Source organism: Ruegeria sp. HKCCA5839, from assembly GCF_013035585.1.
In the GTDB taxonomy this organism is placed as follows: domain Bacteria; phylum Pseudomonadota; class Alphaproteobacteria; order Rhodobacterales; family Rhodobacteraceae; genus Ruegeria.
The window spans coordinates 169,972-189,899 of the sequence record NZ_WQIE01000005.1 but is presented as its reverse complement, the minus strand read 5'-3'; the positions used below and the strand labels follow the sequence as shown (position 1 = coordinate 189,899).

Sequence of the window (19,928 nt, the reverse complement as noted above, 5' to 3'; positions counted from 1 at the left end):
GGCCACGTCCGAACAGTTGTTGCGTGGGAAACGTATCTTGGTGCTGGGTGCCTATGGGTTTATTGGCGCGGTCGTGACCCGATCTTTACGTGCACAGGGCGCGTTTGTCCGAGGCATGGTGCGCAACATGGAAACCGGCGCGCGCGTCCTGCCTGGAGCAGAGCTGGTCCAAGGCGATCTGCGTGGCTTTGGCGCGGCTTCGGATTGGCAGGGCGATCTGGACGGGATCGATACTGTGGTGAACTGCGCAGGTGCGCTGCAAGACGGATCTCTGGACGACCTTGAGACGGTGCATCATCTGGCCATCGGCGCACTTGGAAAGGCGTGTGCGCAAAAAGGTATCGCAATTGTCCAGATTTCGGCCACCGGGGCAGAGAAAACAGCTTCGACCGATTTCATGCGAACCAAAGCCGCAGGCGATGCCGAGCTTATGGCCAGTGGTGCGCCGCTTTGGATTCTGAAGCCAGGGTTGGTGATCGGGCAGAGCGATTACGGCGGTACGGCTTTGCTGCGGATGCTGGCGGCGATCCCTGTGGTGCAGCCGGTCGCCTACCCGAATACGCCGGTACAATGCGTCGGAATGGCAGACCTTTGCGCCGCAGTATCGCTTGCGATTCAGGGGCGACTGCCACAGGGCAGCTATGATCTGGTTGAAGGTGAATCTCGGCCCTTGGTCGAGGTTGTGACGGAAACCCGAAACTGGCTTGGATTTCCTGCGGCGCGGTTCACTTTGCCGATCCCCAGTTTCCTGACGCGCGCTATTGCTGCCTGTGCCGATGGGCTGGGCAATTTGGGATGGCGATCACCTTTGCGCAGCAATGCGATGACGGTGATGCAAGATGGCGTCACCGGCGAACCGGGACCGTACCGAGACGCGTCGGGTCTGTCGGTGGCAGGGCTTCCGCAGATCTATGGCGATCTGACCTGCGCCCGGGAACACCGCTTGGCCGCGCGCATGTCACTTCTACTGCCACTGGTCATCGGCGTGCTCAGCCTGTTTTGGGTGCTGTCGGGGCTGTTTGGTCTGCTGGGGCTTGGAACGGCCGCCAGCGTTCTGACCGATGCGGGTTGGCCGACATGGGCCGCCATCAGCAGCGTTGTGTTCTGGTCGCTTGTTGATCTCGCGCTTGGCCTTTGCCTTCTGTGGCGTCCCTGGGCGGCAAGGGTCTGTTTGATACAGGCTGGCGTTGCGCTGCGGTATCTGGTGATGGCCACTGCTGTGACGCCAGGCCTTTGGCTGGATCCATTGGGACCCTTGGTCAAAATCCTACCCGCGATGCTGTTGCCTCTTTTGGCGCGACCAATGCTCGAAACCCGCTGATGGACCCGGATCTGATCCTGCGCTGGCTCCACGTGATCGGCGCTTGCGTCTTGCTGGGCACCGGGGTCGGGATCGCCTTTTTCATGCTGATGGCGCATCGCAGCCGGGACCCGCGCATCGTCGCGCATACAGCTGGCGTCGTTGTCCTGGCCGATCTGCTCTTCACGACCACTGCGGTGATCGTGCAACCCATTACCGGAGCGTTGCTGGCCTGGCGCTTGGGCTGGTCTTTCAGCGAAGGTTGGATCGTGCTCTCGCTACTCCTCTATGTCGTGACCGGCCTGTTTTGGCTGCCGGTTGTGTGGATTCAACTGAAACTGCGCAATTTGGCAGGCATGGCGGTGGCGCACAGAACGGATCTGCCACCGGAGTATTTCAGACTGTTTCGCATTTGGTTCGCTTGTGGCTTTCCCGCCTTTTTTGCAGTGCTGGGTATAATCTGGTTGATGCTGGCGCGACCAAGTCTTGCGTTGTTTTAGGGTGACGCTTGCGTCATTTGAAAAATCGGCTGAAATCCAGACTGTTGCCCGGAGTCCCGGCAGGTTAGCCTAAGCCAAACTGTCGGAGCGTTTTTTTGGAGTCTCTTCTCGTCCTGCTTGGCCTGATTGTGCTGGCGATTCCCGTTGGCGTTGTTGTCTTGCTGATCGGACACGTTCGGCTGCGCAAGCGCGTTGAACAGTTGGAACAGAGGTTGGCAGATCAAAGCGGACCTGCGCCCAAGCCAGAACCAGAAAAACCAGCGCAAGCGGCTGACACGCCGCCGCCGGTTGAAGCCAAGGTAAAAGGCCCCTGGGCACCGACAAGGCCGCCGCCTAAACCGTCGCGCGAAACCCAGCCAAGCTCTCCGCCTGCAGCGATTGTGATGCGTGAGGACCGGTTTGCAGCGCTTTTCGCGTGGCTGCGCGAGAATTGGTTTTATGCTGTTTCTGCGCTGTCACTTGCTTTGGCTGGTATCTTCCTAGTCCAATACGGCGTCGAAAACGGGCTGTTGCCACCCGCTGCACGTGTGCTTGCCGCTTTGGCCTTTGGGGCTGCTCTGATCCTGGGTGGGGAGGTCGTGCGCCGCAGGTTCGGAGATGACGAAGACTCCGCAACCGCCTACTTGCCGTCGGTCTTTTCGGGCGCGGGGCTGGTGACCCTGTTTGGTGCGGTTCTGGCGGCGCGACAGCTCTATGATCTGATCGGCCCCGAAGCGGCTTTGGCCGGGATGGTTGCGATTGCGATTGTCGGGCTTGTGCTGGGTTGGTTTCACGGGCCATTGCTGGCCGCTGTTGGCTTGATCGGCGCGTTTGCTGCGCCCTTTGTTGTCGGCGGCGCCTCCGAAGATCCCAGTTGGCTCTACGGCTATTTCCTGCTGATCGCAGCGCTTGGCCTTGGCATCGATACCGTACGGCGCTGGGCTTGGATCTCGGTTCTGACACTGGTTGGAGCGTATGGGGCGTGCTTTCTGCTGGTTCTGTCTTCGCCGGTAACCGAACCGGGTTACCTGATCAGCGTGACGGCACTGGCTTTGATGGCCATTGCGATCCCGGTGCGCAGGCTGGTTCCAAACCACGACGGACCAATGATTGCCGAGATCATCCGTCGCAACAAGGGCGCGCCCTGGCCCGAGTTTCCCACCCGTCTGGCCTTTGGAGCTGTGCTTCTCAGTTCGGTAATCCTTTCGATACATTGGGCGGATACCAGCAGTGAGTTCTGGTTGTCGGTCGGGTTGTTTGCGGCGTTGACCCTTGCCCTGATCCTGTGGGCCAGCGATGCGCCCGCGTTGCAGGATATGACTGTGTTCCCCGGTTTGGGGCTGATCTGGTTTGTCCTGCTGCACGGGTTTGACGGCGGGGTGGTCGCGCAGTCGTTTGCCGCAACCTACGCAGAAACGCCCGAGGCTGACGCACCGCTGACGGTGTCCATCCTGGTGGTCCTTGGTGCAGCCCTTTCGCTTGGAGCGGCGTGGCGCTCGTTTCGCGGCGGGCGCTATGCGGCGGCTTGGGCTGCTGGTGCCGTCGTATTTGCGCCCCTTATGGCCATCGCGCTAGAGGTCGGGTGGCAACCAGCCAGTGTGATCGGGGCATATCCCTGGGCCTTGCACGCGGTGGCCCTTGGCGCGGTGATGGTCCTGCTGGCTGAACGGTTTGCCCGTATCGATACAGGGGATCGCTTGCGCCCGGCCTTGGCAACCATGTCGGCCTTGTCCTGCCTCAGCTTTGCATGCGTGATCGTGCTCAGCTCGGCTGCGTTGACAGTGGCGTTGGTTGTCATGGTGCTGGTCGCAGCGGTTTTGGATCGCAGGTTCGTCTTGCCTCAACTCAGCTGGTTTGTCTGGGTGGGCGTTTTCACTGTGACGGTCCGCTTGATCCTGAACCCCGGTTTGGAATGGGCCGAGACCGCGCCGCTGCCCGAGGTGATCTTTGCCTACGGCGCAGCAACGCTGGGCTTTGCTACCGGTTGGTGGGTTCTCAGGCCGATGCCGCGCCCGACGGCAGTTCTGCTTTTGGAAAGTGCGGCTTGGGCCAATGCGGGCATATTGCTGTCTTTGCTGTTGCTACGCTGGCTGGAAAGCTTGGGCGAGGGCGGGGCGGAAAACAGTCATTGGGGCCTTGGCCTGCTTGCGTCGATCTGGCTGTTGCTGGCCTTTGCACAGGTGCAGCGCTTTTCACTGGGCGGCAAGCTGACCTATGCGCGCTATTCGCTGGCCGGGTTCTTTGCCGCGCACGCACTGATCCGGCTGGGTCAGGCTTTTGGGCCCGAGAATCCGGTTCTGACCGAATTTGCCGACCCGGTGCTGGGTCCCGGAATCGTTAACACATTGGCCGTGGCCTACTTGCTGCCTGCGCTGATCATTCTGCTGTCCCTCTGGCGTTTAACAAACGTTCCGGTTCGGCTTAGACAACTGGGATATGCCGCCGCCGCACTTTTGTTGGTGGTCTGGCTGGGCATAACCATTCGACATTTTTGGCAGGGTGCGGGCGGCATGTTCGAAGGCAATGGCGTCAGCCAGCCCGAGCTTTACACCTATACCATGGCGCTGCTGCTGGTTGGGGCAGGGCTGTTCTATCAGTCTCTGGCACGCGGATCGGACCTCATGCGCAAGGCCGGACTGGCTGTGATCGGGCTGGCAGTTGCCAAGGTGTTTTTGATCGATATCGCGGGTCTGGGCGGGCTGATCCGGGTGTTCTCACTCCTGGTGCTTGGGCTTGCTTTGGCTGGGCTTGCCTGGCTCAACCGCTGGGCCAAGCTGCGCCATTCGTCGCAAGGCGCAGAACCTCTGGACGATTAGTCAAGGGCGTCCTATAAGCGCGGCCATGTTTGACCGTTTGGCCATCATTATTCGAATTATATCCCCGGCGCTCTGATATCGCGAGACGCCGGGCAAAGGTGCTTGAGTTATCGCACTGACCGCTTCGATCCAAACACGACCCGAACTTCCTGAGGACGCCCCAAATGTGCGCCGACACGACCCAAACACCTGATTACAAAGACACGCTGAACCTGCCCAAAACCGACTTTCCCATGCGCGCAGGCCTGCCCAAGCGCGAGCCTGCATGGCTGGAACGGTGGGAAAAGATCGGTGTCTATGACCGCCTGCGTGAAAAAGAAAATCGCACGCCTTTTACCCTGCATGACGGCCCGCCCTATGCCAACGGGCACCTGCATATCGGCCACGCGCTGAACAAGACGATCAAGGACATGATCGTGCGGTCGCATCAGATGATGGGCTACGATTCACGCTATGTGCCGGGTTGGGACTGCCACGGCCTGCCGATCGAATGGAAGATCGAAGAGCAGTACCGCAAGAAGGGCAAGAACAAGGACGAGGTGAATATCGTCGACTTCCGTCAGGAGTGCCGCAAATTCGCCGAAGGGTGGATCGACATCCAGCGCGAAGAGTTCAAACGTCTTGGCATCACCGGCAACTGGCCCGATCCCTATATCACCATGGACTATCACGCCGAAGCGGTGATCGCGGATGAGTTCATGAAGTTCCTGATGAACGGCACGCTCTATCAGGGCTCCAAGCCCGTGATGTGGTCGCCCGTAGAGAAGACCGCGCTTGCCGAGGCCGAGGTCGAGTATCACGACAAGGAAAGCTTCACCATCTGGGTGAAGTTTAAGGTTGTGAATGCGGGCGATCTGGATGACGCCTATGTGGTGATCTGGACAACGACTCCGTGGACCATGCCGTCGAACAAGGCCGTCGTTTTTGGCAAGGATATCTCCTATGGCCTCTACGAAGTCACTGGCACACCCGATGAATGCTGGGCCAATGTGGGCGACAAGTTCCTGCTGGCCGACAATCTGGCCGCTGACGTTCTGGGACGCGCGCGCCTGAGCGATGAGCAGTGGAGCCGCGTTCGTGACGTGACCACCGATGAGTTGGAAGGCGTCCAACTGACCCACCCGTTGGCCGGGGCTGAAGGCGGCAATGGCGAATGGGACGACATCCGCGACTTCCGCGCGGCTGACTTTGTGACCGACACCGAAGGCACCGGCTTTGTCCATTGTGCGCCCTCGCACGGGATGGAAGAATTCGAGCTCTATCGTGATCTGGGGATGTTGGAACTGGTCATCACCTATAACGTGATGGATGACGGCTCGTTCCGCGCTGACCTGCCGTTTTTTGGTGGCAAATACATCCTGTCCCGCAAGGGCGGTGAGGGCGATGCGAACAAGGCGGTGATCGACAAGTTGGCCGAGGTTGGCGGGCTGCTGGCGCGCGGCAAGATCAAGCACAGCTATCCGCATTCCTGGCGCTCGAAGGCTCCGATCATCTATCGCAACACGCCGCAATGGTTTGCGTCCGTCGACCGCAAGTTGGATGACGGCATGGGTGAGATGGGCGATACCATCCGTGAACGCGCGTTGCGGTCCATCGATGAGCTGGTGAAATGGACGCCGCAGACTGGTCGCAATCGCCTCTATTCCATGATCGAGGCGCGCCCGGACTGGGTTCTGTCGCGCCAGCGTGCCTGGGGTGTGCCGCTGACATGCTTTACCAAGAAAGGCGCTTTGCCCACCGACGCGGATTACCTGTTGCGCAACGACGAGCTTAACGCGCGGATCAAAGCGGCGTTCGAGGAAAACGGCGCGGATATCTGGTACACGGACGGGTTTAAGGAACAGGTTCTGGACGGCATCGCCAACCCCGAAGACTATGATCAGGTGTTTGACGTGCTGGACGTGTGGTTTGACTCCGGTTCGACCCACGCCTTTGTTCTGCGAGACCGCGAGGACGGCACCGAAGATGGTATCGCTGACGTCTACATGGAAGGTACCGACCAGCATCGCGGATGGTTCCATTCGTCCATGCTGCAGGCCTGCGGCACCAAGGGCCGTGCGCCGTATCGTAATGTGGTGACGCACGGTTTCACGCTGGATGCCAAGGGCAACAAGATGTCCAAGTCGTTGGGCAACACCATCGTGCCGGAAGAGGTCATCAAGCAATACGGCGCTGATATCCTGCGCCTGTGGGTGGCGCAGACCGACTATACCGCCGATCAGCGGATCGGGCCGGAAATCCTGAAAGGCACCGCCGACAGCTATCGCCGCTTGCGCAACACGATGCGGTTCATGTTGGGCTCGCTGGCCGATTTCTCGGAAGCCGATCGGGTGGAGCCTGCAGAGATGCCGCGCCTGGAACGCTGGGTGCTGAGCCGTCTGGCCGAACTGGATGAGCAGGTACGCAAGGGCTATGCCGCGTTTGACTTCCAGGGTGTGTTCAGTGCGGTCTTTACCTTTGCCACGGTCGATCTGTCCTCGTTCTATTTCGACGTACGCAAGGATGCTCTGTATTGCGACGGCGACAGCCTGCGCCGCCGCGCGGCGCGTACCGTGCTGGACATCCTGTTCCACCGTCTGACCACCTGGCTGGCGCCGGTTCTGGTCTTTACCATGGAAGAGGTCTGGCTGGAGCGGTTCCCGGGCGATGATAGTTCGGTGCATCTGATGGATTTCCCGGAAACACCAGGCGATTGGCGTCATGCGGAATTGGAACAGGCCGTGGCCAAGGTGCGCCGCGTGCGCCGGGCGGTCACTGCCGCGTTGGAGGTGCAGCGTCAGGACAAGGTGATCGGATCCAGCCTTGAGGCCGCGCCGATTGTGCATGTCGAGGATGGCGAGACGCGTGATCTGCTGGCCACGTTTGATGTGGATGATCTGTGCATCACTTCGGGCCTGACCGTGTCGGGCGACCCGGCCCCAGCCGAAGCGTTCCGCGTACCTGAGATCGACGGTGTTGGTGTGGTCTTTGAAAAGGCTGAGGGCGCGAAGTGCCAGCGCTGCTGGAAAATCCTGCCCGATGTTGGGCTGCATGCGAACCCGTGCGTCTGTGGCCGTTGCAATGACGCATTGAGCTAATCTGCGTCGGAGCGCTTGTCGGGCAGGGCTTTTGCGAGGCTCTGCCTCGCGCTCCGAGGTATTTGTGAACAGAAGAAGGGGCGGGCGTGGCGCGATATGGGTTGCGTTATGGCCGCAAAGGCTGTCAGCATCCAGCTATGCCGATGATTGCAGTGGATACCCAGTTTGGACGTCTGGGCGTTGAAGAACAGGGTGGTGCGGTGACGCGCCTTGTCTGGAATGGGCGTAACGCGGGCGAGGCAACGCCGGTGCTGCGCGAGGCGGCGGCGCAGTTACAGGCTTATGACGCGGGGCGGTTGGATCGGTTCGATTTGCCCTACCGCGTATCGGGGTCCGAGTTTCAGCGACAGGTTTGTGACCTGATGTATGCCATCCCGTTGGGCGAAACCGTAACCTATGGTGACATCGCCAAAGAGCTTGGACAGCCTGCCCAGCCCGTCGGGCAGGCTTGCGGGGCGAATCCTATCCCGGTCATCATCCCTTGCCACCGTGTCTTGGCGGCCAATGGTTTGGGAGGTTTCTCAGGTGACGGAGGGATCGAGACCAAGGTGGCCTTGTTGCGTCATGAAGGGGCGGCTGGGCTGTTGATCTGATATTCGGAAATGGGTTGCAATTCGGACGGGTGACGCTCAACCTATCGGAAATGGTGAATGTGAAGGATCCGCGATATGATCGATCAGGCAGATTTGGCCGCCCGGAAAAAGAGCATTATCGACCGATTGATGTCTCTTGAGGCCCAAGAGCTTGCCACCGCGCAGGCGCATTATGATGCGTTCCTGAAAGATGCACAGTTGGATGATCGGGAAGTGCATGACAAGGATGATATCGTGGCCGCGCGCGAAAACGCCGATTTGGCGGCGGCGTTCGACACGCCGGTTCACACGCATCACGCCAAGATCGATGTGATCGAGAACACGGATTTTGGTCTCAAGGACCGCGTTGAACCCGGTGCTGTGATCAAATTCAACAATCGTCGTTTTGTGGTCTGTGTCTCAACCACCCGGTTTGAGGTGGACGGGAAGACCTATATGGGGATTTCAACCCAAAGCCCGATCTTTCTGGCCATGTCCGGCCTGCAAGAAGGTGATGTGTTCACCCATAATGGGACCGAGTTTGAGGTGCAGGAGGTCCTATAACCTCAGGCTTTTCGCGGTGGGATGATCTGTTGTGCGATCCCTGCTGAGACCAGATAAAGGCTGGTGATCACCAATCCCCAATGGGCCCAGCTTTCAGGGTGGAAATCGACCCAGGCGGCCCAGCCGGCGAAGAAAGTCCAGGCCAGGGCCATTGGCAGGGTGACACTGCGCCAGCGCGCGGTACGGACCGGGTGGACGAATTTCAGCGGCACGAACATCGCAATCGAGAGCAGCGTGACCAGCATCAGGATCACCCAGAAATTGGGCTCTAGCGCAAAGATCACGATGACAAACATGTTCCAGCAACCGGGAAAACCTGAAAATGAGTTATCCTTGGTCTTCATCCTCGTGTCGGCGAAATACATGGCGCTGGCAAAGGTGATGACGATGATGGCAAACCACCCGGTCCAGCCATCCATCAGGCCCGATTTGAACAGAGCGAAAGCCGGAATGAAGACATATGTCAGGTAATCGATGATCAGATCCAAAAGCACCCCGTCAAACTCGGGCGCATTGTGTTTGACGTGGTAATGACGGGCCAGGGGGCCGTCGATGCCGTCGACAATGAACGACACCACAAGCCACAGATACATCAGGCTCCACTGTCCTTCGACCGCGGCCAACATGGCGAGCATTGCAAAAACGGCGCCAGTGGCAGTGAAAAGGTGAACGGCAAGAGCTTTGAATCTAAGTGTCATTAGGGTGTCATGTACGATCAGCGCTTGGGATGCAAAGCAAAAAGCCCGAACTGACCTGTCATTGCGCCTTGGGATGAGCGCGGTTGTAAACCTCCATCAGGCGGGCTGTGTCAACGGCGGTATAGGCCTGTGTGGTTGACAGGGAGGCATGGCCCAGCAATTCCTGAATGGCACGCAGGTCGCCGCCAGCCGACAGCAGGTGCGTTGCAAAACTGTGGCGCATGGCATGCGGCGTGGCGGTTGAGGGCAGCCCCAACTGCATCCGGGCCTTGGCCATCACGCTCTGGATCGCGCGCGGATTCAGAGCGCCGCCACGCACGCCACGAAACAGGGGGGCTTGCGGCGATTGCGGGTGAGGGCACAGGCGCAGATAGTGGTCGGTTGTCGCGCGGGCGGCGGGGATGACAGGGACGATGCGTTCTTTGCCGCCTTTGCCCAGGATGCGCAACGTGTTTGGCAGGGGCGCGTCAGCACCGGTGAGCGACAGAGCCTCAGATATGCGCAGCCCGCAGCCATAAAGCAATGTCACGACAGCAACATCGCGCGCGGCGATCCAGTCCGAGGTGGATTGTGCCTCAACCGTTTCGATCATGGCGCGGGCAGCGTCTTCGGCCAGTGGACGCGGTAGCTTCTTGGTGAACTTGGGGGCGCGTGTCGACAGGACGGCGGTAGGTTCAAAGCCTTCGCGTTCGGCCAGCCAGCGGTAAAAGCTTTTGACGGCAGAAAGCTTGCGCGCCAATGAGCGGGATCCGACACCCGAGCCGCGCTGGTCGGCCATCCAGGCGCGCATGTCGGACACTGAAATCCGCTCAAGCGCCGCCAGACCCTGACGTCCGCTGTGATGCAACGTCATGAAGGATAGAAATTCGGTGACGTCACCCGCATAGGCCTTGCGGGTGTTCTCTGCGCGGCCCGCAAGCGCGCCCAGACTGTTCAGCCAATGCTGCAGTGCGTCGCGGCAGGCGGGTGAAATCAGGCTCACGACAACCAGTGGCGCATGGAACGTTCGAATACACCGGCAAAGAAGCTGAGCAGGTCGGTGCCCAGTTGCGGGCTGAAATGCTTGGGATCCTTCGCGCCCATCACGATCATGCCGGGCAGCCGCCCGGGGCCAAAATCGAGCTTGAGGCAGGCTTCGGAGCGCAGGTTGGCTGCCTTTTCACCATAAATGCGTGGCGTGAGGCGCGCGACTTCGCGCAGCGTAATCTCGCGCGGGGCGCCGGTTCGGTCCTGGGCCAGGTAACCGTCAACAAAGCCGGGTTCAGCGATTGTGAGAACGCCGCCAAGCTTGTCGACAGCGGGGTCTTGTCGCATGGCGGTGGTTTCAAGCACCAGGGTGATATGCTCAACACGCAAGATCTCGGCCACGTCATTGCCGAGGACACGCAGGAAATCTTCGAACTCGACAGGTTCGAGTAGGCGTAAGATGGCGCGATGGACCTGATTTGTACCCGCCAGATTTTCGTAAGCGGCGGCGATGACAGAACGGTGCGTGTCTTCCAGCCGATCCAGCCTGTCTTCGAGCCGTTGCATGGCGATGCCACGCAGATCGATGATATTGTCGCCACGCGCCTGTTCATTGGCTGAAACCAAGGCGCGCATCAGGTCTGTATCGTCCAACACCGCGTCCGGTTCCGCCAGAATAGCCGCGCGCAGGTTATCCTCGAGTTTTTGATTGCTGCTCATGTCCTGTCCGGTCTTTTTTTGTTTGTCACCTTATAGCATGGCGGGCCGGATTTACCTTGGGAAAAATGCACGCAAAGAGAGAATTCCCGTTACGCTGTTGCCTGGAGGGCTCCCGCCTGCAAGGGCCTGATCAAAGATCAGTTTTTGCAGTTGGGCCGGGCACGGCACCTGGCGGTGCCGCGCGGTTGTGCGATGTGTCAGAGGATCTTTTGACCTGTTTTGGCCCAGTCGGACAGGAACGCTTCGAGACCTTTGTCGGTCAAGGGGTGATCAGCCAGTTTCTTGATCACGCCCGGAGGGGCGGTGATCACGTCAGCCCCGATGCGGGCACTGTCGGTCACGTGGTTCACGGTGCGGATCGAGGCGGCGAGGATTTCGGTTTCAAAACCGTAATTGTCATAGACCTGACGGATATCGGCGATCAGATCCATGCCATCAAGGTTGATGTCATCCAGGCGGCCGATAAAGGGTGAAATGAAAGTGGCCCCTGCTTTGGCGGCCAGGATCGCCTGGTTGGTCGAGAAGCACAAGGTCACGTTGACCATCTGGCCTTCGTCGCTAAGAGTTTTGCAGGTTTTCAGACCCGCCCAGGTCAGAGGCACTTTGACCGCGATATTCGGCGCGATCTTGGCCAGCTTGCGGCCCTCGGCGATCATGTCGTCGGCTTCGGTCGCTACAACTTCGGCTGAAACCGGGCCATCGACCAGTTCACAGATCTCTTTGGTCACTTCCAGAATGTCGCGGCCTGATTTCAGGATCAGCGAAGGGTTGGTGGTTACACCGTCCACCATGCCCAGGTCGTTCAGTTCGGCGATGGCATCAATCTCGGCGGTATCTACGAAGAATTTCATTTGGGCAGTCCTTTGATGGGTTGGCCTTGATTGCCGATGGCTTTACCTCAAAGAAGGCCGTGCTGAAACCCCTTGGTAAGGATATACTGTGAGCGCTAACGGATTTTTCGACGAAGGAGAGCTGGTTGCGGTGCTGACGACGCAGCCGCTGGACCGGACGTTGGATTACAAAGCGCCCGAGGGCGGGTGCTTTCTGGGCGCTTTTGTCGAGGTGCCCTTGGGCCCGCGCAAGGTACTGGGCGTGGTTTGGGGGCCGGGGCAGGGCGGGTTCGATCTGGCCAAGGCGCGGTCAGTGATCCGGGTGCTTGAGGTTGCGCCCATGCGCGAAGAGATGCGTGTATTCTTGGGCAAGGTCGCCGACTACACGCTGACGCCGATGCCTGCGATGCTGCGGCTGGCGACCCGTGCGCCGGGTTTGGGCGACCCGCCTTCGATGCGCAAGGTCTATCGGCTGGGCGATCGCACGCCCGACCGGATGACCGATGCGCGGACCCGGGTGTTGGAGGTGCTGCGCAATTATGGTGGGCTGGCCTTTACGCTGAAGGAGTTGGCCGAGCAGGCCGGCGTGACCTCATCGGTGGTCAAAGGTCTGGTCAAACAAGGCGCTGTGCGCGAGGAAGACAGTCCGCGTGATCTGCCCTATCCGCATCTTGACCCTGATCTGCCGGGCAAAGATCTGACAGGTGATCAGGCCGCGGCCGTCGCGCGGTTGCGGGACGGGCAGCGCAGCGGCGACTATGGCACCACCTTGCTGAAAGGCGTCACCGGATCAGGCAAGACCGAGGTTTACCTCGAAGCTGTGGCCGAAGCGCTGCGGATGGGGCGTCAGGCGCTGGTGCTGCTGCCCGAGATCGCCTTGACAGCCGAGTTTCTGACCCGGGTTGAGGCGCGGTTCGGCGCACGCCCTGCGGAATGGCATTCCGGCGCAACCATGACCGAGCGCCGCCGCGTCTGGCGCATGGTCGGGCAGGGCGAGGCGCAGCTGGTCGTGGGGGCGCGGTCGGCTTTGTTCTTGCCGTTTCGCCAACTGGGTCTGGTTGTGGTCGATGAAGAGCATGACACATCTTACAAGCAGGAAGATGGAGTGCATTATAGCGCGCGAGACATGGCGGTTCTGCGTGCTGCCATTTGCGGGGCGCGGGTGATTTTGGCCAGCGCCACACCGTCTTTGGAAAGCTGGGCCAATGCCGAGGCCGGGAAATATGAGCGGCTGGACCTGACATCGCGTTTTGGCGACGCCGTGCTGCCCGAGATGAAACCCATCGACATGCGGGCCGAACAGATGCAGCCGGGCACATGGATATCCCCGACACTGCGGCAGGCGGTGCGGCAGCGGATCGAGCGGGGCGAGCAGTCGCTTTTGTTCATCAACCGGCGTGGCTACGCCCCAGTGACGCTCTGCCGGGCCTGCGGTGAGCAGATCGGCTGCGACCATTGTGATGCGCGCATGGTTGAACACCGATTCCTCAAACGGCTGATGTGCCACCAATGTGGCGAGACCAAGCCGATGCCGGAGGTCTGTCCGTCTTGCGGAATTGCAGGCAAGCTGGCCCCGGTTGGGCCGGGGATCGAACGGCTGGCTGAAGAGGCCGAGGCCACGTTCCCCGAGGCCAAGATCGCGATGCTTAGTTCAGATCTGTTTGGTTCGGCCCGGGCACTCAAGGCCAAGATTGAAAAGATTGCCGAGGGTGATGCCGACATCATCATCGGAACGCAGCTGGTGGCCAAAGGGCATAACTTTCCCAAGCTGACCTTGGTGGGTGTGATCGATGCCGATGTCAGCCTGCACGGTGCGGATTTGCGGGCGGCGGAACGCACGTTCCAACTGATGCGGCAGGTTGCGGGTCGCGCGGGGCGCGCGGACAAACCGGGGCAGGCCTTGTTGCAGACCTTTCAACCCGAACACCCAGTGATACGGGCCATCCTTTCAGGGGATGAAGAGGGTTTCTGGAAAGCCGAGGCTGCTGGGCGTCAGGCCGCAGGTGTCCCGCCCTATGGCCGTATGGCCGGGATTGTGCTGTCGGGGCCCGAGGTTGCACCTGTCTTTGACATCGGAAACGCATTGGCGCGAAATACAGGTCCTTTGACCCAAATCGGTGCGCAAGTCTTTGGCCCCGCGCCTGCGCCAATTGCGCGGATCCGCGGCCGTCACCGGGTGCGGTTGCTGGTCAAAGCCCCCAAAGGCGCGCCGATTCAGGATGCGGTGGCCCGCTGGATTGCGCCTTTGCGGCTAAAGGGAGACATTCGCCTAACTGTCGATATCGACCCGCAAAGTTTCTACTGACTTCTGCATTCGCGCAGGTTTGCTGTGCGTTTGGTCGTCGCCTCTCGCCAAACCGGCAAAATGGGCGTAGAGGGGTCTCATGCTGAAACCAATGCCCCTTGCCGAGGCGCAAAGCCTGCCATTCTGGCGTCGTCCCATTACGCTATTGTTCGTGATGGCGCTGACGATGCCGATTGCGTTCAACGCGTGGAGCGCTTTGCTGAACAACTTCGTCATCGAAGTGGCCAGTTTTGACGGGGCCGATATCGGCTTGTTGCACACGGTGCGCGAAATCCCCGGGTTTCTGGCCGTTGGCGTGATCGCGGTGATCATCTTCATCCGCGAACAGGTACTGGCGATGATCTCGCTGATGATGTTGGGTGTGGCAACCGCCGTGACAGCGTGGTTTCCCAGCTTGGGAGGGCTGCTTTTCGTGACGCTCTTCAGCTCAATCGGGTTTCACTATTACGAGACGGTCAACCAGTCACTGCAATTACAGTGGTTGCCCAAGGATCGCGCGCCGCAGATTTTGGGCTGGTTGGTTGCAATGGGCTCAGCCGCGACAGCGGTGGTGTATGGGCTGATTGTCCTGACCTGGGACCGGTTCGATCTGTCCTATAACTTTGTCTTCATGGCCGCAGGGGGTGTGACGGCACTGCTGGCGCTGTTCTGTCTGCTGGCTTACCCGCAATTCGATGCCCCAACGCAGCAGACCAAAAAGCTGATCCTCCGCAAACGCTATTGGCTTTATTATGCGCTGCAATTCATGGCCGGTGCGCGGCGGCAGATCTTTGTCGTTTTCGCAGGCTTCATGATGGTCGAAAAGTTCGGGTTTGAAGTGCACGAGCTGACCAGCCTCTATCTGATCAACCTGATGATCAACATGTTGGCGGCGCCTTTACTGGGCAAAGCTGTCGCCAAATTTGGCGAGCGTCGGACGCTGATCTTTGAATATGCCGGTTTGGCTATCGTCTTTGCGGCCTATGGGGGCATCTATTGGTTCGGCTGGGGCGTTCTTCTGGCCGCGATCCTATATGTGATCGACCATGTGCTGTTTGCGCTGGCGCTTGCTTTGAAGACCTATTTCCAGAAGATCGCGGATCCGGCAGATATCGCGCCAACCGCGGCGGTGGCCTTTACCATCAACCATATCGCTGCGGTGTTCTTGCCTGCGCTTTTGGGTCTGCTCTGGGTGGTGTCGCCGGGGGCCGTGTTTGGTCTGGCGGCGGCGATGGCCTTGATCTCGCTTGCCCTGTCGCTGCTGATCCCCCGCCATCCCGAGCCGGGGAATGAGACGGTTCTGACCAAATACGCACCCGCCCCGGCGGAATAAAGGCGTGCTTGACCTTGGCGGCGCAGCGGCCTAGGCGCTGTTTCGACCGAGACAGGAGGCCCCGATGCCCACATTCACCGCATTCACCACGCTGACAGGTAAGAAGGCCGCCGAAAGCCTGGGCGAAGCGATGGAGCGTCTGGAGCCCGAACCGACCGGGATCGGCGTTTTCGAAGTCGAGGACGGATCGGGCCTTTGGGAAGTGGGCGGTTATTTCACGGAAGATCCCGATGAGACGGCGCTGGCCGTTCTGGCTGCCGCCTTCGAGGCCAAGCCTTTTGTGGTCTCGGAACTGCCCGAAACCGATTGGGTCGCGCATGTGCGGCGTGAACTGGCCCCGGTCGAGGCTGGGCGCTTTTTTGTTTATGGCGCTCATGATGCCGACAAACTGCCCGAAGGCCGCATCCCTTTGCTGATCGAGGCGGCCATGGCCTTTGGCACAGGGCATCATGGAACAACGCTTGGTTGCCTCAACGCGCTGGACCGTTTGTTGGACGAAGGGTTCACCGCAACGAAGGTCGCAGATATTGGGTGCGGTACGGCAGTACTGGCAATGGCTGCTGCGCGCGTGTGGGATGGGGATATCATCGCCAGCGACATCGATGAGGTCGCCGTTGACGTGGCAAAGGCAAACCTCAAAGCAAATGACATGGATGGCGCCGTTCAATGTGTCGAGGCGGCAGGGTTCGATCACCCTGATCTACACAAGCACGCGCCATATGATCTGATCTTTGCCAACATCCTAAAAGGCCCTCTGGTAGCGCTTGCACCCGAGATTTCCGCCAATCTGAGGCCGGGTGGACAAGCGATTCTCTCGGGAATCCTTAACGAACAAGCCCAAGATGTGTTGAACGTTTATTTACAAAATGAATTCAATCTTCACCATCAGGGCCAGATTGGTGAGTGGACGACGCTAATTTTAAGAAAACAGGGTTAAATTGCGGCCATTTACAGGAGTTTTATGGATTTTTGCCACGGTTTCGGCACATTCTGAATTTACGTTTTACTGAATTGATTGGGGGGCGGTTTTCGGAGGCTGCCATGACGACTAAACACTTGGAATTCGATCAGCGCGTAACGCGCCTGGTTAAGAAACATGACAAACTGAGCCGCGGCTATCGGACGACCATGCGGTCGGATGGCTTGGTGGTGATGAAGCCGCAACGCGTGCGTTCAGGCATTCCAGCGAAATTTTTGCTGCTGTGCATACTCGGTTTTATCGGCTTCAAAGCGCTGTTGCTGACGCATCTGGGCGCTGGGGCGTATGAAAACCGTGTTGCAAGCCTGTCCGAAGGCACATCTGTCGAAAAGGCCGGTGCATGGATCATGCAGGCTGACCCGGTTTCGGAATTCGCCGCCTCGCAATTGGCGAAAATCTGGTACTGACCGACAAAGGTTCTTTCGATCCTTTGGTTGCGCTTCGGCGTATTAAAAAACACCGCCTGCCGTTTGGCATGCGGTGTTTCTTTTTCGCGATGTGATTTTCGATTGGTAAACCGACAACGCTTCGCGTCTTAGCGGCGGCCTTCGGCAACCAGGTCGATGTCGCCGCGGCACAGGCCGATATCTTCAAGCTCGCGGTCGCTCAGGTCGTTCAGTGCATTGCGGGTCGAACGGGCGTCATTCCATTCAACAACAGCATTTACGAGCGTTGCGCCGATACGGCCGACAAGGCCGAACGAGCCAGTGGTGGCGCGGGTGAAATCCAGTACAGCCATATCCTGTTTCCTTCTGGTTGGTGGTGACATCAAGTCTTGTGATCTTGGCGGCAGTTAGTGATCTGAAACGGCACCGACAAGATCAAAAATTGCATGTGTCCCATGCAATTTATGCAATGCTCGAATTTCCTGTAATCCCCTTAAAAAACAGGTTAATTCGCGTTCATGAAGCGGTCGAATTTCGACCATTTGCTGTCGTAAAAAGGCGATGGCGTCGTACCCGGAACAGGAATGTCGCAATCGGACTTTGGCGTAATTTCCTTGGAAAATGTTCACGCTTCGTGCTAATCGGATAAAAATATCACAATAACCCGAGCAGGCTGGGGCAAAACATGCGAATTCTGGGCATTGATCCGGGGCTGAGAACCCTGGGATGGGGCGTCATCGAATCGCGCGGCAGCCGTCTGAGCCATGTTGCAAACGGGTTGTGCCAGTCTGATGGGGATGATCTGGGTGAGCGTTTGCTGTCTTTGCACAACCAGATTGTCGAGGTCATCGCCGAACACCAACCTGATCAGGCCGCCATCGAGCAAACCTTTGTCAACAAGGACGGGGCGGGCACGTTGAAGCTGGGCCAGGCGCGGGGCGTGGCATTGTTGACGCTGGCACAGGCGGGGTTGCCTGTTGGCGAATATGCGCCGAACCGGGTCAAGAAAACTGTGGTCGGGGTAGGGCACGCGGAAAAAGAGCAGATCATCCATATGGTCAAGCTGCAACTGCCGGGGTGCAATCCAAAAGGGGCTGACGCGGCTGACGCGCTGGCGATTGCGATCTGTCATTCCTATTATGGCGTGGCGCAGCAGGTGCGTTTGAAAGAGGTGCGGGCATGATCGGCAAACTGACAGGGCGGCTGGAATACCGCGCCGCAGATCACGTGCTGATCGATGTGCGCGGTGTGGGCTATATCGTCTTTTGCTCGGACCGGACCATGGCTGCTTTGCCCGGAGTGGGCGAGGCTGTGTCGGTCTACACTGATATGGTGGTGCGCGAAGACCTGATGCAGCTCTACGGTTTTCTGTCACTGGTCGAGAAGGAATGGCACCGCTTGCTTTGTTCGGTTCAGGGGGTTGGGGCCAAAGTATCTCTGGCGATCCTCAGCGCGCTGGGTCCTGATGGGGTCAGCCGTGCGATTGTCTTGGGCGATTGGGCCTCGGTCAAGGCCGCTAAAGGGGTTGGCCCCAAGACGGCGCAGCGCATTGTCCTGGACCTGAAGGATAAGGCCCCCGGCGTTATGGCCATGGGGGGAACCGTGGCCGAGGCGATGGATGAGCCCGCGCTGGACGTTGTCGAACTGTCCGAGCCTGCGCCCAAGCCCAAGCGTGCACCCGCATCCGGCTCAGCTGCTGCAAGCGCTGGCGCGCTCTCGGCACTGGCCAATCTGGGATATGGACCATCAGATGCGGCCTCGGCCGTGGCCGAAGCGGCGGCAAGCCACCCTGACGCCGGTGAGGCCGATCTGATCCGCGCCGCGCTGCGTCTGTTGGCGCCGAAAGGGTAAATGAATGGTTGATGCCGATCCCACGCTGCGCCCCGAGCCAATGCCCGAGGACAATGACCGCGCGCTGCGCCCGCAGGGGCTGGATGAATTCATCGGCCAGGCCGAGGCTCGCGCGAACCTGCGTATCTTCATTCAATCGGCCCGCCAGCGAGGCGAGGCGATGGATCACACTCTGTTTCACGGCCCGCCCGGTTTGGGCAAGACCACGCTGGCGCAGATCATGGCGCGTGAGCTTGGAGTGAATTTCCGCATGACCTCGGGGCCGGTACTGGCCAAGGCGGGGGATCTGGCGGCGATCCTGACCAATCTGGAATCGCGCGACGTGCTGTTCATCGACGAAATCCACCGCCTGAACCCGGCGGTAGAAGAAGTGCTTTATCCCGCGATGGAGGATTTCGAGCTTGATCTGGTGATCGGCGAAGGCCCTGCGGCTCGCACGGTTCGGATTGAGTTGCAGCCCTTTACTCTGGTCGGCGCGACCACGCGAATGGGTCTGCTCACCACGCCCTTACGCGACCGGTTCGGCATTCCCACCCGGTTGCAGTTCTATACGGTTGATGAGTTACACGAGATTGTCACGCGGAATGCGCGAAAGCTTGGGGCTCCTGCGGATGATGACGGCGCGCGCGAGATCGCGCGAAGGTCGCGCGGTACGCCCCGGATTGCGGGCCGATTGCTGCGGCGGGTTGTGGATTTCGCCATTGTCGAAGGCGACGGACGGATCACACGCGAACTGGCCGATGGGGCTTTGACCCGGCTGGGCGTCGACAATCTGGGGCTGGACGGTGCCGACCGTCGTTACCTGACTCTGATCGCCGAGAACTATGCCGGAGGGCCGGTGGGAATTGAAACCCTGTCCGCGGCCTTGTCCGAAAGCCGGGATTCGCTGGAAGAGGTGATCGAGCCCTATCTGTTGCAACAGGGTCTGATCCAGCGCACGCCGCGCGGGCGGATGCTGGCGCAAAAGGCGTGGACGCATCTGGGGATGGCGGCCCCCAAGGGACAAAGCGATCTGTTTGGTTGATATTGCCGAGCTTAGATTTTATGCCTCCGGCGGCCGTATTTGAAACAAG

General features: G+C 59.5%; 18 protein-coding genes. 13 read left to right on the top strand and 5 right to left on the bottom strand.

Features of this window, described 5'->3' with window-relative positions; translation table 11 throughout:
* Positions 1–19: 19 nt before the first annotated feature.
* The 6 genes from GOV38_RS14910 to GOV38_RS14885 all read left to right on the top strand — a co-directional run bounded on the left by GOV38_RS14910 (position 20) and on the right by GOV38_RS14885 (position 8,808).
* Positions 20–1,321, top strand: coding sequence for an SDR family oxidoreductase (locus GOV38_RS14910; protein WP_254430590.1), 1,302 nt, complete (start codon positions 20–22; stop codon positions 1,319–1,321).
* Entirely contained in the window at positions 1,321–1,800 is a 480-nt protein-coding gene (locus GOV38_RS14905) for a DUF2269 domain-containing protein (protein ID WP_171209484.1), read from the top strand. The genes GOV38_RS14910 and GOV38_RS14905 overlap by 1 nt, the downstream gene beginning before the upstream one ends.
* 95 nt (positions 1,801–1,895) lie before the next feature.
* Complete coding sequence (locus GOV38_RS14900; RefSeq protein ID WP_171209485.1) at positions 1,896–4,595, top strand: DUF2339 domain-containing protein; 2,700 nt, start codon at positions 1,896–1,898, stop codon at positions 4,593–4,595.
* A gap of 164 nt (positions 4,596–4,759) precedes the next feature.
* Positions 4,760–7,672, top strand: a complete 2,913-nt coding sequence (gene ileS / locus GOV38_RS14895; protein ID WP_171209486.1) for an isoleucine--tRNA ligase — start codon at positions 4,760–4,762, stop codon at positions 7,670–7,672.
* Between the two features lie 137 nt (positions 7,673–7,809).
* Entirely contained in the window at positions 7,810–8,265 is a 456-nt protein-coding gene (locus GOV38_RS14890; protein WP_171131799.1) for a methylated-DNA--[protein]-cysteine S-methyltransferase, read from the top strand.
* A 75-nt stretch (positions 8,266–8,340) separates the two neighbouring features.
* Positions 8,341–8,808: a hypothetical protein gene (locus tag GOV38_RS14885; protein ID WP_171131518.1), complete on the top strand. Its 468-nt coding sequence runs from the start codon at positions 8,341–8,343 to the stop codon at positions 8,806–8,808.
* A gap of 2 nt (positions 8,809–8,810) precedes the next feature.
* Here the strand turns inward: GOV38_RS14885 and GOV38_RS14880 are convergent, their stop codons facing one another.
* The 4 genes from GOV38_RS14880 to fsa form a co-directional block, all read right to left on the bottom strand.
* Positions 8,811–9,506 carry a phosphatidylcholine/phosphatidylserine synthase gene (locus GOV38_RS14880; protein ID WP_171100444.1) on the bottom strand — a complete coding sequence of 232 codons (696 nt, stop codon included), beginning with the start codon at positions 9,504–9,506 and terminating at the stop codon, positions 8,811–8,813.
* Positions 9,507–9,564: 58 nt separating this feature from the next.
* A complete protein-coding gene (locus tag GOV38_RS14875; protein WP_171209487.1) occupies positions 9,565–10,488 on the bottom strand; it encodes a tyrosine recombinase XerC in 924 nt (307 codons plus the stop codon).
* Entirely contained in the window at positions 10,485–11,192 is a 708-nt protein-coding gene (locus tag GOV38_RS14870; RefSeq protein ID WP_171209488.1) for a DUF484 family protein, read from the bottom strand. Before GOV38_RS14870 ends, GOV38_RS14875 begins: the two co-directional genes overlap by 4 nt.
* A 197-nt stretch (positions 11,193–11,389) precedes the next feature.
* Complete coding sequence (gene fsa / locus GOV38_RS14865; protein WP_171100438.1) at positions 11,390–12,043, bottom strand: fructose-6-phosphate aldolase; 654 nt, start codon at positions 12,041–12,043, stop codon at positions 11,390–11,392.
* A gap of 88 nt (positions 12,044–12,131) precedes the next feature.
* On the opposite strand from fsa, the gene GOV38_RS14860 reads away from it, so the two are divergent.
* The 4 genes from GOV38_RS14860 to GOV38_RS14845 all read left to right on the top strand — a co-directional run bounded on the left by GOV38_RS14860 (position 12,132) and on the right by GOV38_RS14845 (position 17,025).
* Positions 12,132–14,327, top strand: coding sequence for a primosomal protein N' (locus tag GOV38_RS14860; RefSeq protein ID WP_171209489.1), 2,196 nt, complete (start codon positions 12,132–12,134; stop codon positions 14,325–14,327).
* A 79-nt stretch (positions 14,328–14,406) separates the two neighbouring features.
* A complete protein-coding gene (locus GOV38_RS14855; protein WP_171209490.1) occupies positions 14,407–15,639 on the top strand; it encodes an MFS transporter in 1,233 nt (410 codons plus the stop codon).
* Positions 15,640–15,703: 64 nt separating this feature from the next.
* Positions 15,704–16,576 carry a 50S ribosomal protein L11 methyltransferase gene (locus GOV38_RS14850; protein ID WP_171209491.1) on the top strand — a complete coding sequence of 291 codons (873 nt, stop codon included), beginning with the start codon at positions 15,704–15,706 and terminating at the stop codon, positions 16,574–16,576.
* A gap of 104 nt (positions 16,577–16,680) precedes the next feature.
* Positions 16,681–17,025, top strand: coding sequence for a hypothetical protein (locus tag GOV38_RS14845; RefSeq protein ID WP_171100713.1), 345 nt, complete (start codon positions 16,681–16,683; stop codon positions 17,023–17,025).
* Between the two features lie 128 nt (positions 17,026–17,153).
* Here the strand turns inward: GOV38_RS14845 and GOV38_RS14840 are convergent, their stop codons facing one another.
* Complete coding sequence (locus tag GOV38_RS14840; RefSeq protein WP_171100430.1) at positions 17,154–17,357, bottom strand: DUF1127 domain-containing protein; 204 nt, start codon at positions 17,355–17,357, stop codon at positions 17,154–17,156.
* A gap of 332 nt (positions 17,358–17,689) precedes the next feature.
* Between GOV38_RS14840 and ruvC the strand changes: the two genes are divergently transcribed.
* The 3 genes from ruvC to ruvB are packed head-to-tail and all read left to right on the top strand — an operon-like array spanning position 17,690 to position 19,879.
* On the top strand, positions 17,690–18,187 hold the full coding sequence (gene ruvC / locus GOV38_RS14835) for a crossover junction endodeoxyribonuclease RuvC (RefSeq protein ID WP_171209492.1): 498 nt from the start codon (positions 17,690–17,692) through the stop codon (positions 18,185–18,187).
* Positions 18,184–18,855: a Holliday junction branch migration protein RuvA gene (gene ruvA / locus GOV38_RS14830; protein ID WP_171213019.1), complete on the top strand. Its 672-nt coding sequence runs from the start codon at positions 18,184–18,186 to the stop codon at positions 18,853–18,855. The genes ruvC and ruvA overlap by 4 nt, the downstream gene beginning before the upstream one ends.
* Before the next feature lie 4 nt (positions 18,856–18,859).
* Complete coding sequence (ruvB, locus tag GOV38_RS14825; RefSeq protein ID WP_171100425.1) at positions 18,860–19,879, top strand: Holliday junction branch migration DNA helicase RuvB; 1,020 nt, start codon at positions 18,860–18,862, stop codon at positions 19,877–19,879.
* Positions 19,880–19,928: the final 49 nt, after the last annotated feature.

Excerpts from the sequence above, each read along its gene's own strand:
- GOV38_RS14905 (WP_171209484.1), top strand. The coding sequence starts at position 1,321 with ATGGACCCGGATCTGATCCTGCGCTGGCTCCACGTGATCGGCGCTTGC.
- ileS (WP_171209486.1), top strand. The coding sequence starts at position 4,760 with ATGTGCGCCGACACGACCCAAACACCTGATTACAAAGACACGCTGAAC.
- GOV38_RS14890 (WP_171131799.1), top strand. The coding sequence starts at position 7,810 with ATGCCGATGATTGCAGTGGATACCCAGTTTGGACGTCTGGGCGTTGAA.
- GOV38_RS14885 (WP_171131518.1), top strand. The coding sequence starts at position 8,341 with ATGATCGATCAGGCAGATTTGGCCGCCCGGAAAAAGAGCATTATCGAC.
- GOV38_RS14880 (WP_171100444.1), bottom strand. The coding sequence starts at position 9,506 with ATGACACTTAGATTCAAAGCTCTTGCCGTTCACCTTTTCACTGCCACT.
- GOV38_RS14870 (WP_171209488.1), bottom strand. The coding sequence starts at position 11,192 with ATGAGCAGCAATCAAAAACTCGAGGATAACCTGCGCGCGGCTATTCTG.
- fsa (WP_171100438.1), bottom strand. The coding sequence starts at position 12,043 with ATGAAATTCTTCGTAGATACCGCCGAGATTGATGCCATCGCCGAACTG.
- GOV38_RS14855 (WP_171209490.1), top strand. The coding sequence starts at position 14,407 with ATGCTGAAACCAATGCCCCTTGCCGAGGCGCAAAGCCTGCCATTCTGG.
- GOV38_RS14850 (WP_171209491.1), top strand. The coding sequence starts at position 15,704 with ATGCCCACATTCACCGCATTCACCACGCTGACAGGTAAGAAGGCCGCC.
- GOV38_RS14845 (WP_171100713.1), top strand. The coding sequence starts at position 16,681 with ATGACGACTAAACACTTGGAATTCGATCAGCGCGTAACGCGCCTGGTT.
- GOV38_RS14840 (WP_171100430.1), bottom strand. The coding sequence starts at position 17,357 with ATGGCTGTACTGGATTTCACCCGCGCCACCACTGGCTCGTTCGGCCTT.
- ruvC (WP_171209492.1), top strand. The coding sequence starts at position 17,690 with ATGCGAATTCTGGGCATTGATCCGGGGCTGAGAACCCTGGGATGGGGC.
- ruvA (WP_171213019.1), top strand. The coding sequence starts at position 18,184 with ATGATCGGCAAACTGACAGGGCGGCTGGAATACCGCGCCGCAGATCAC.
- ruvB (WP_171100425.1), top strand. The coding sequence starts at position 18,860 with ATGGTTGATGCCGATCCCACGCTGCGCCCCGAGCCAATGCCCGAGGAC.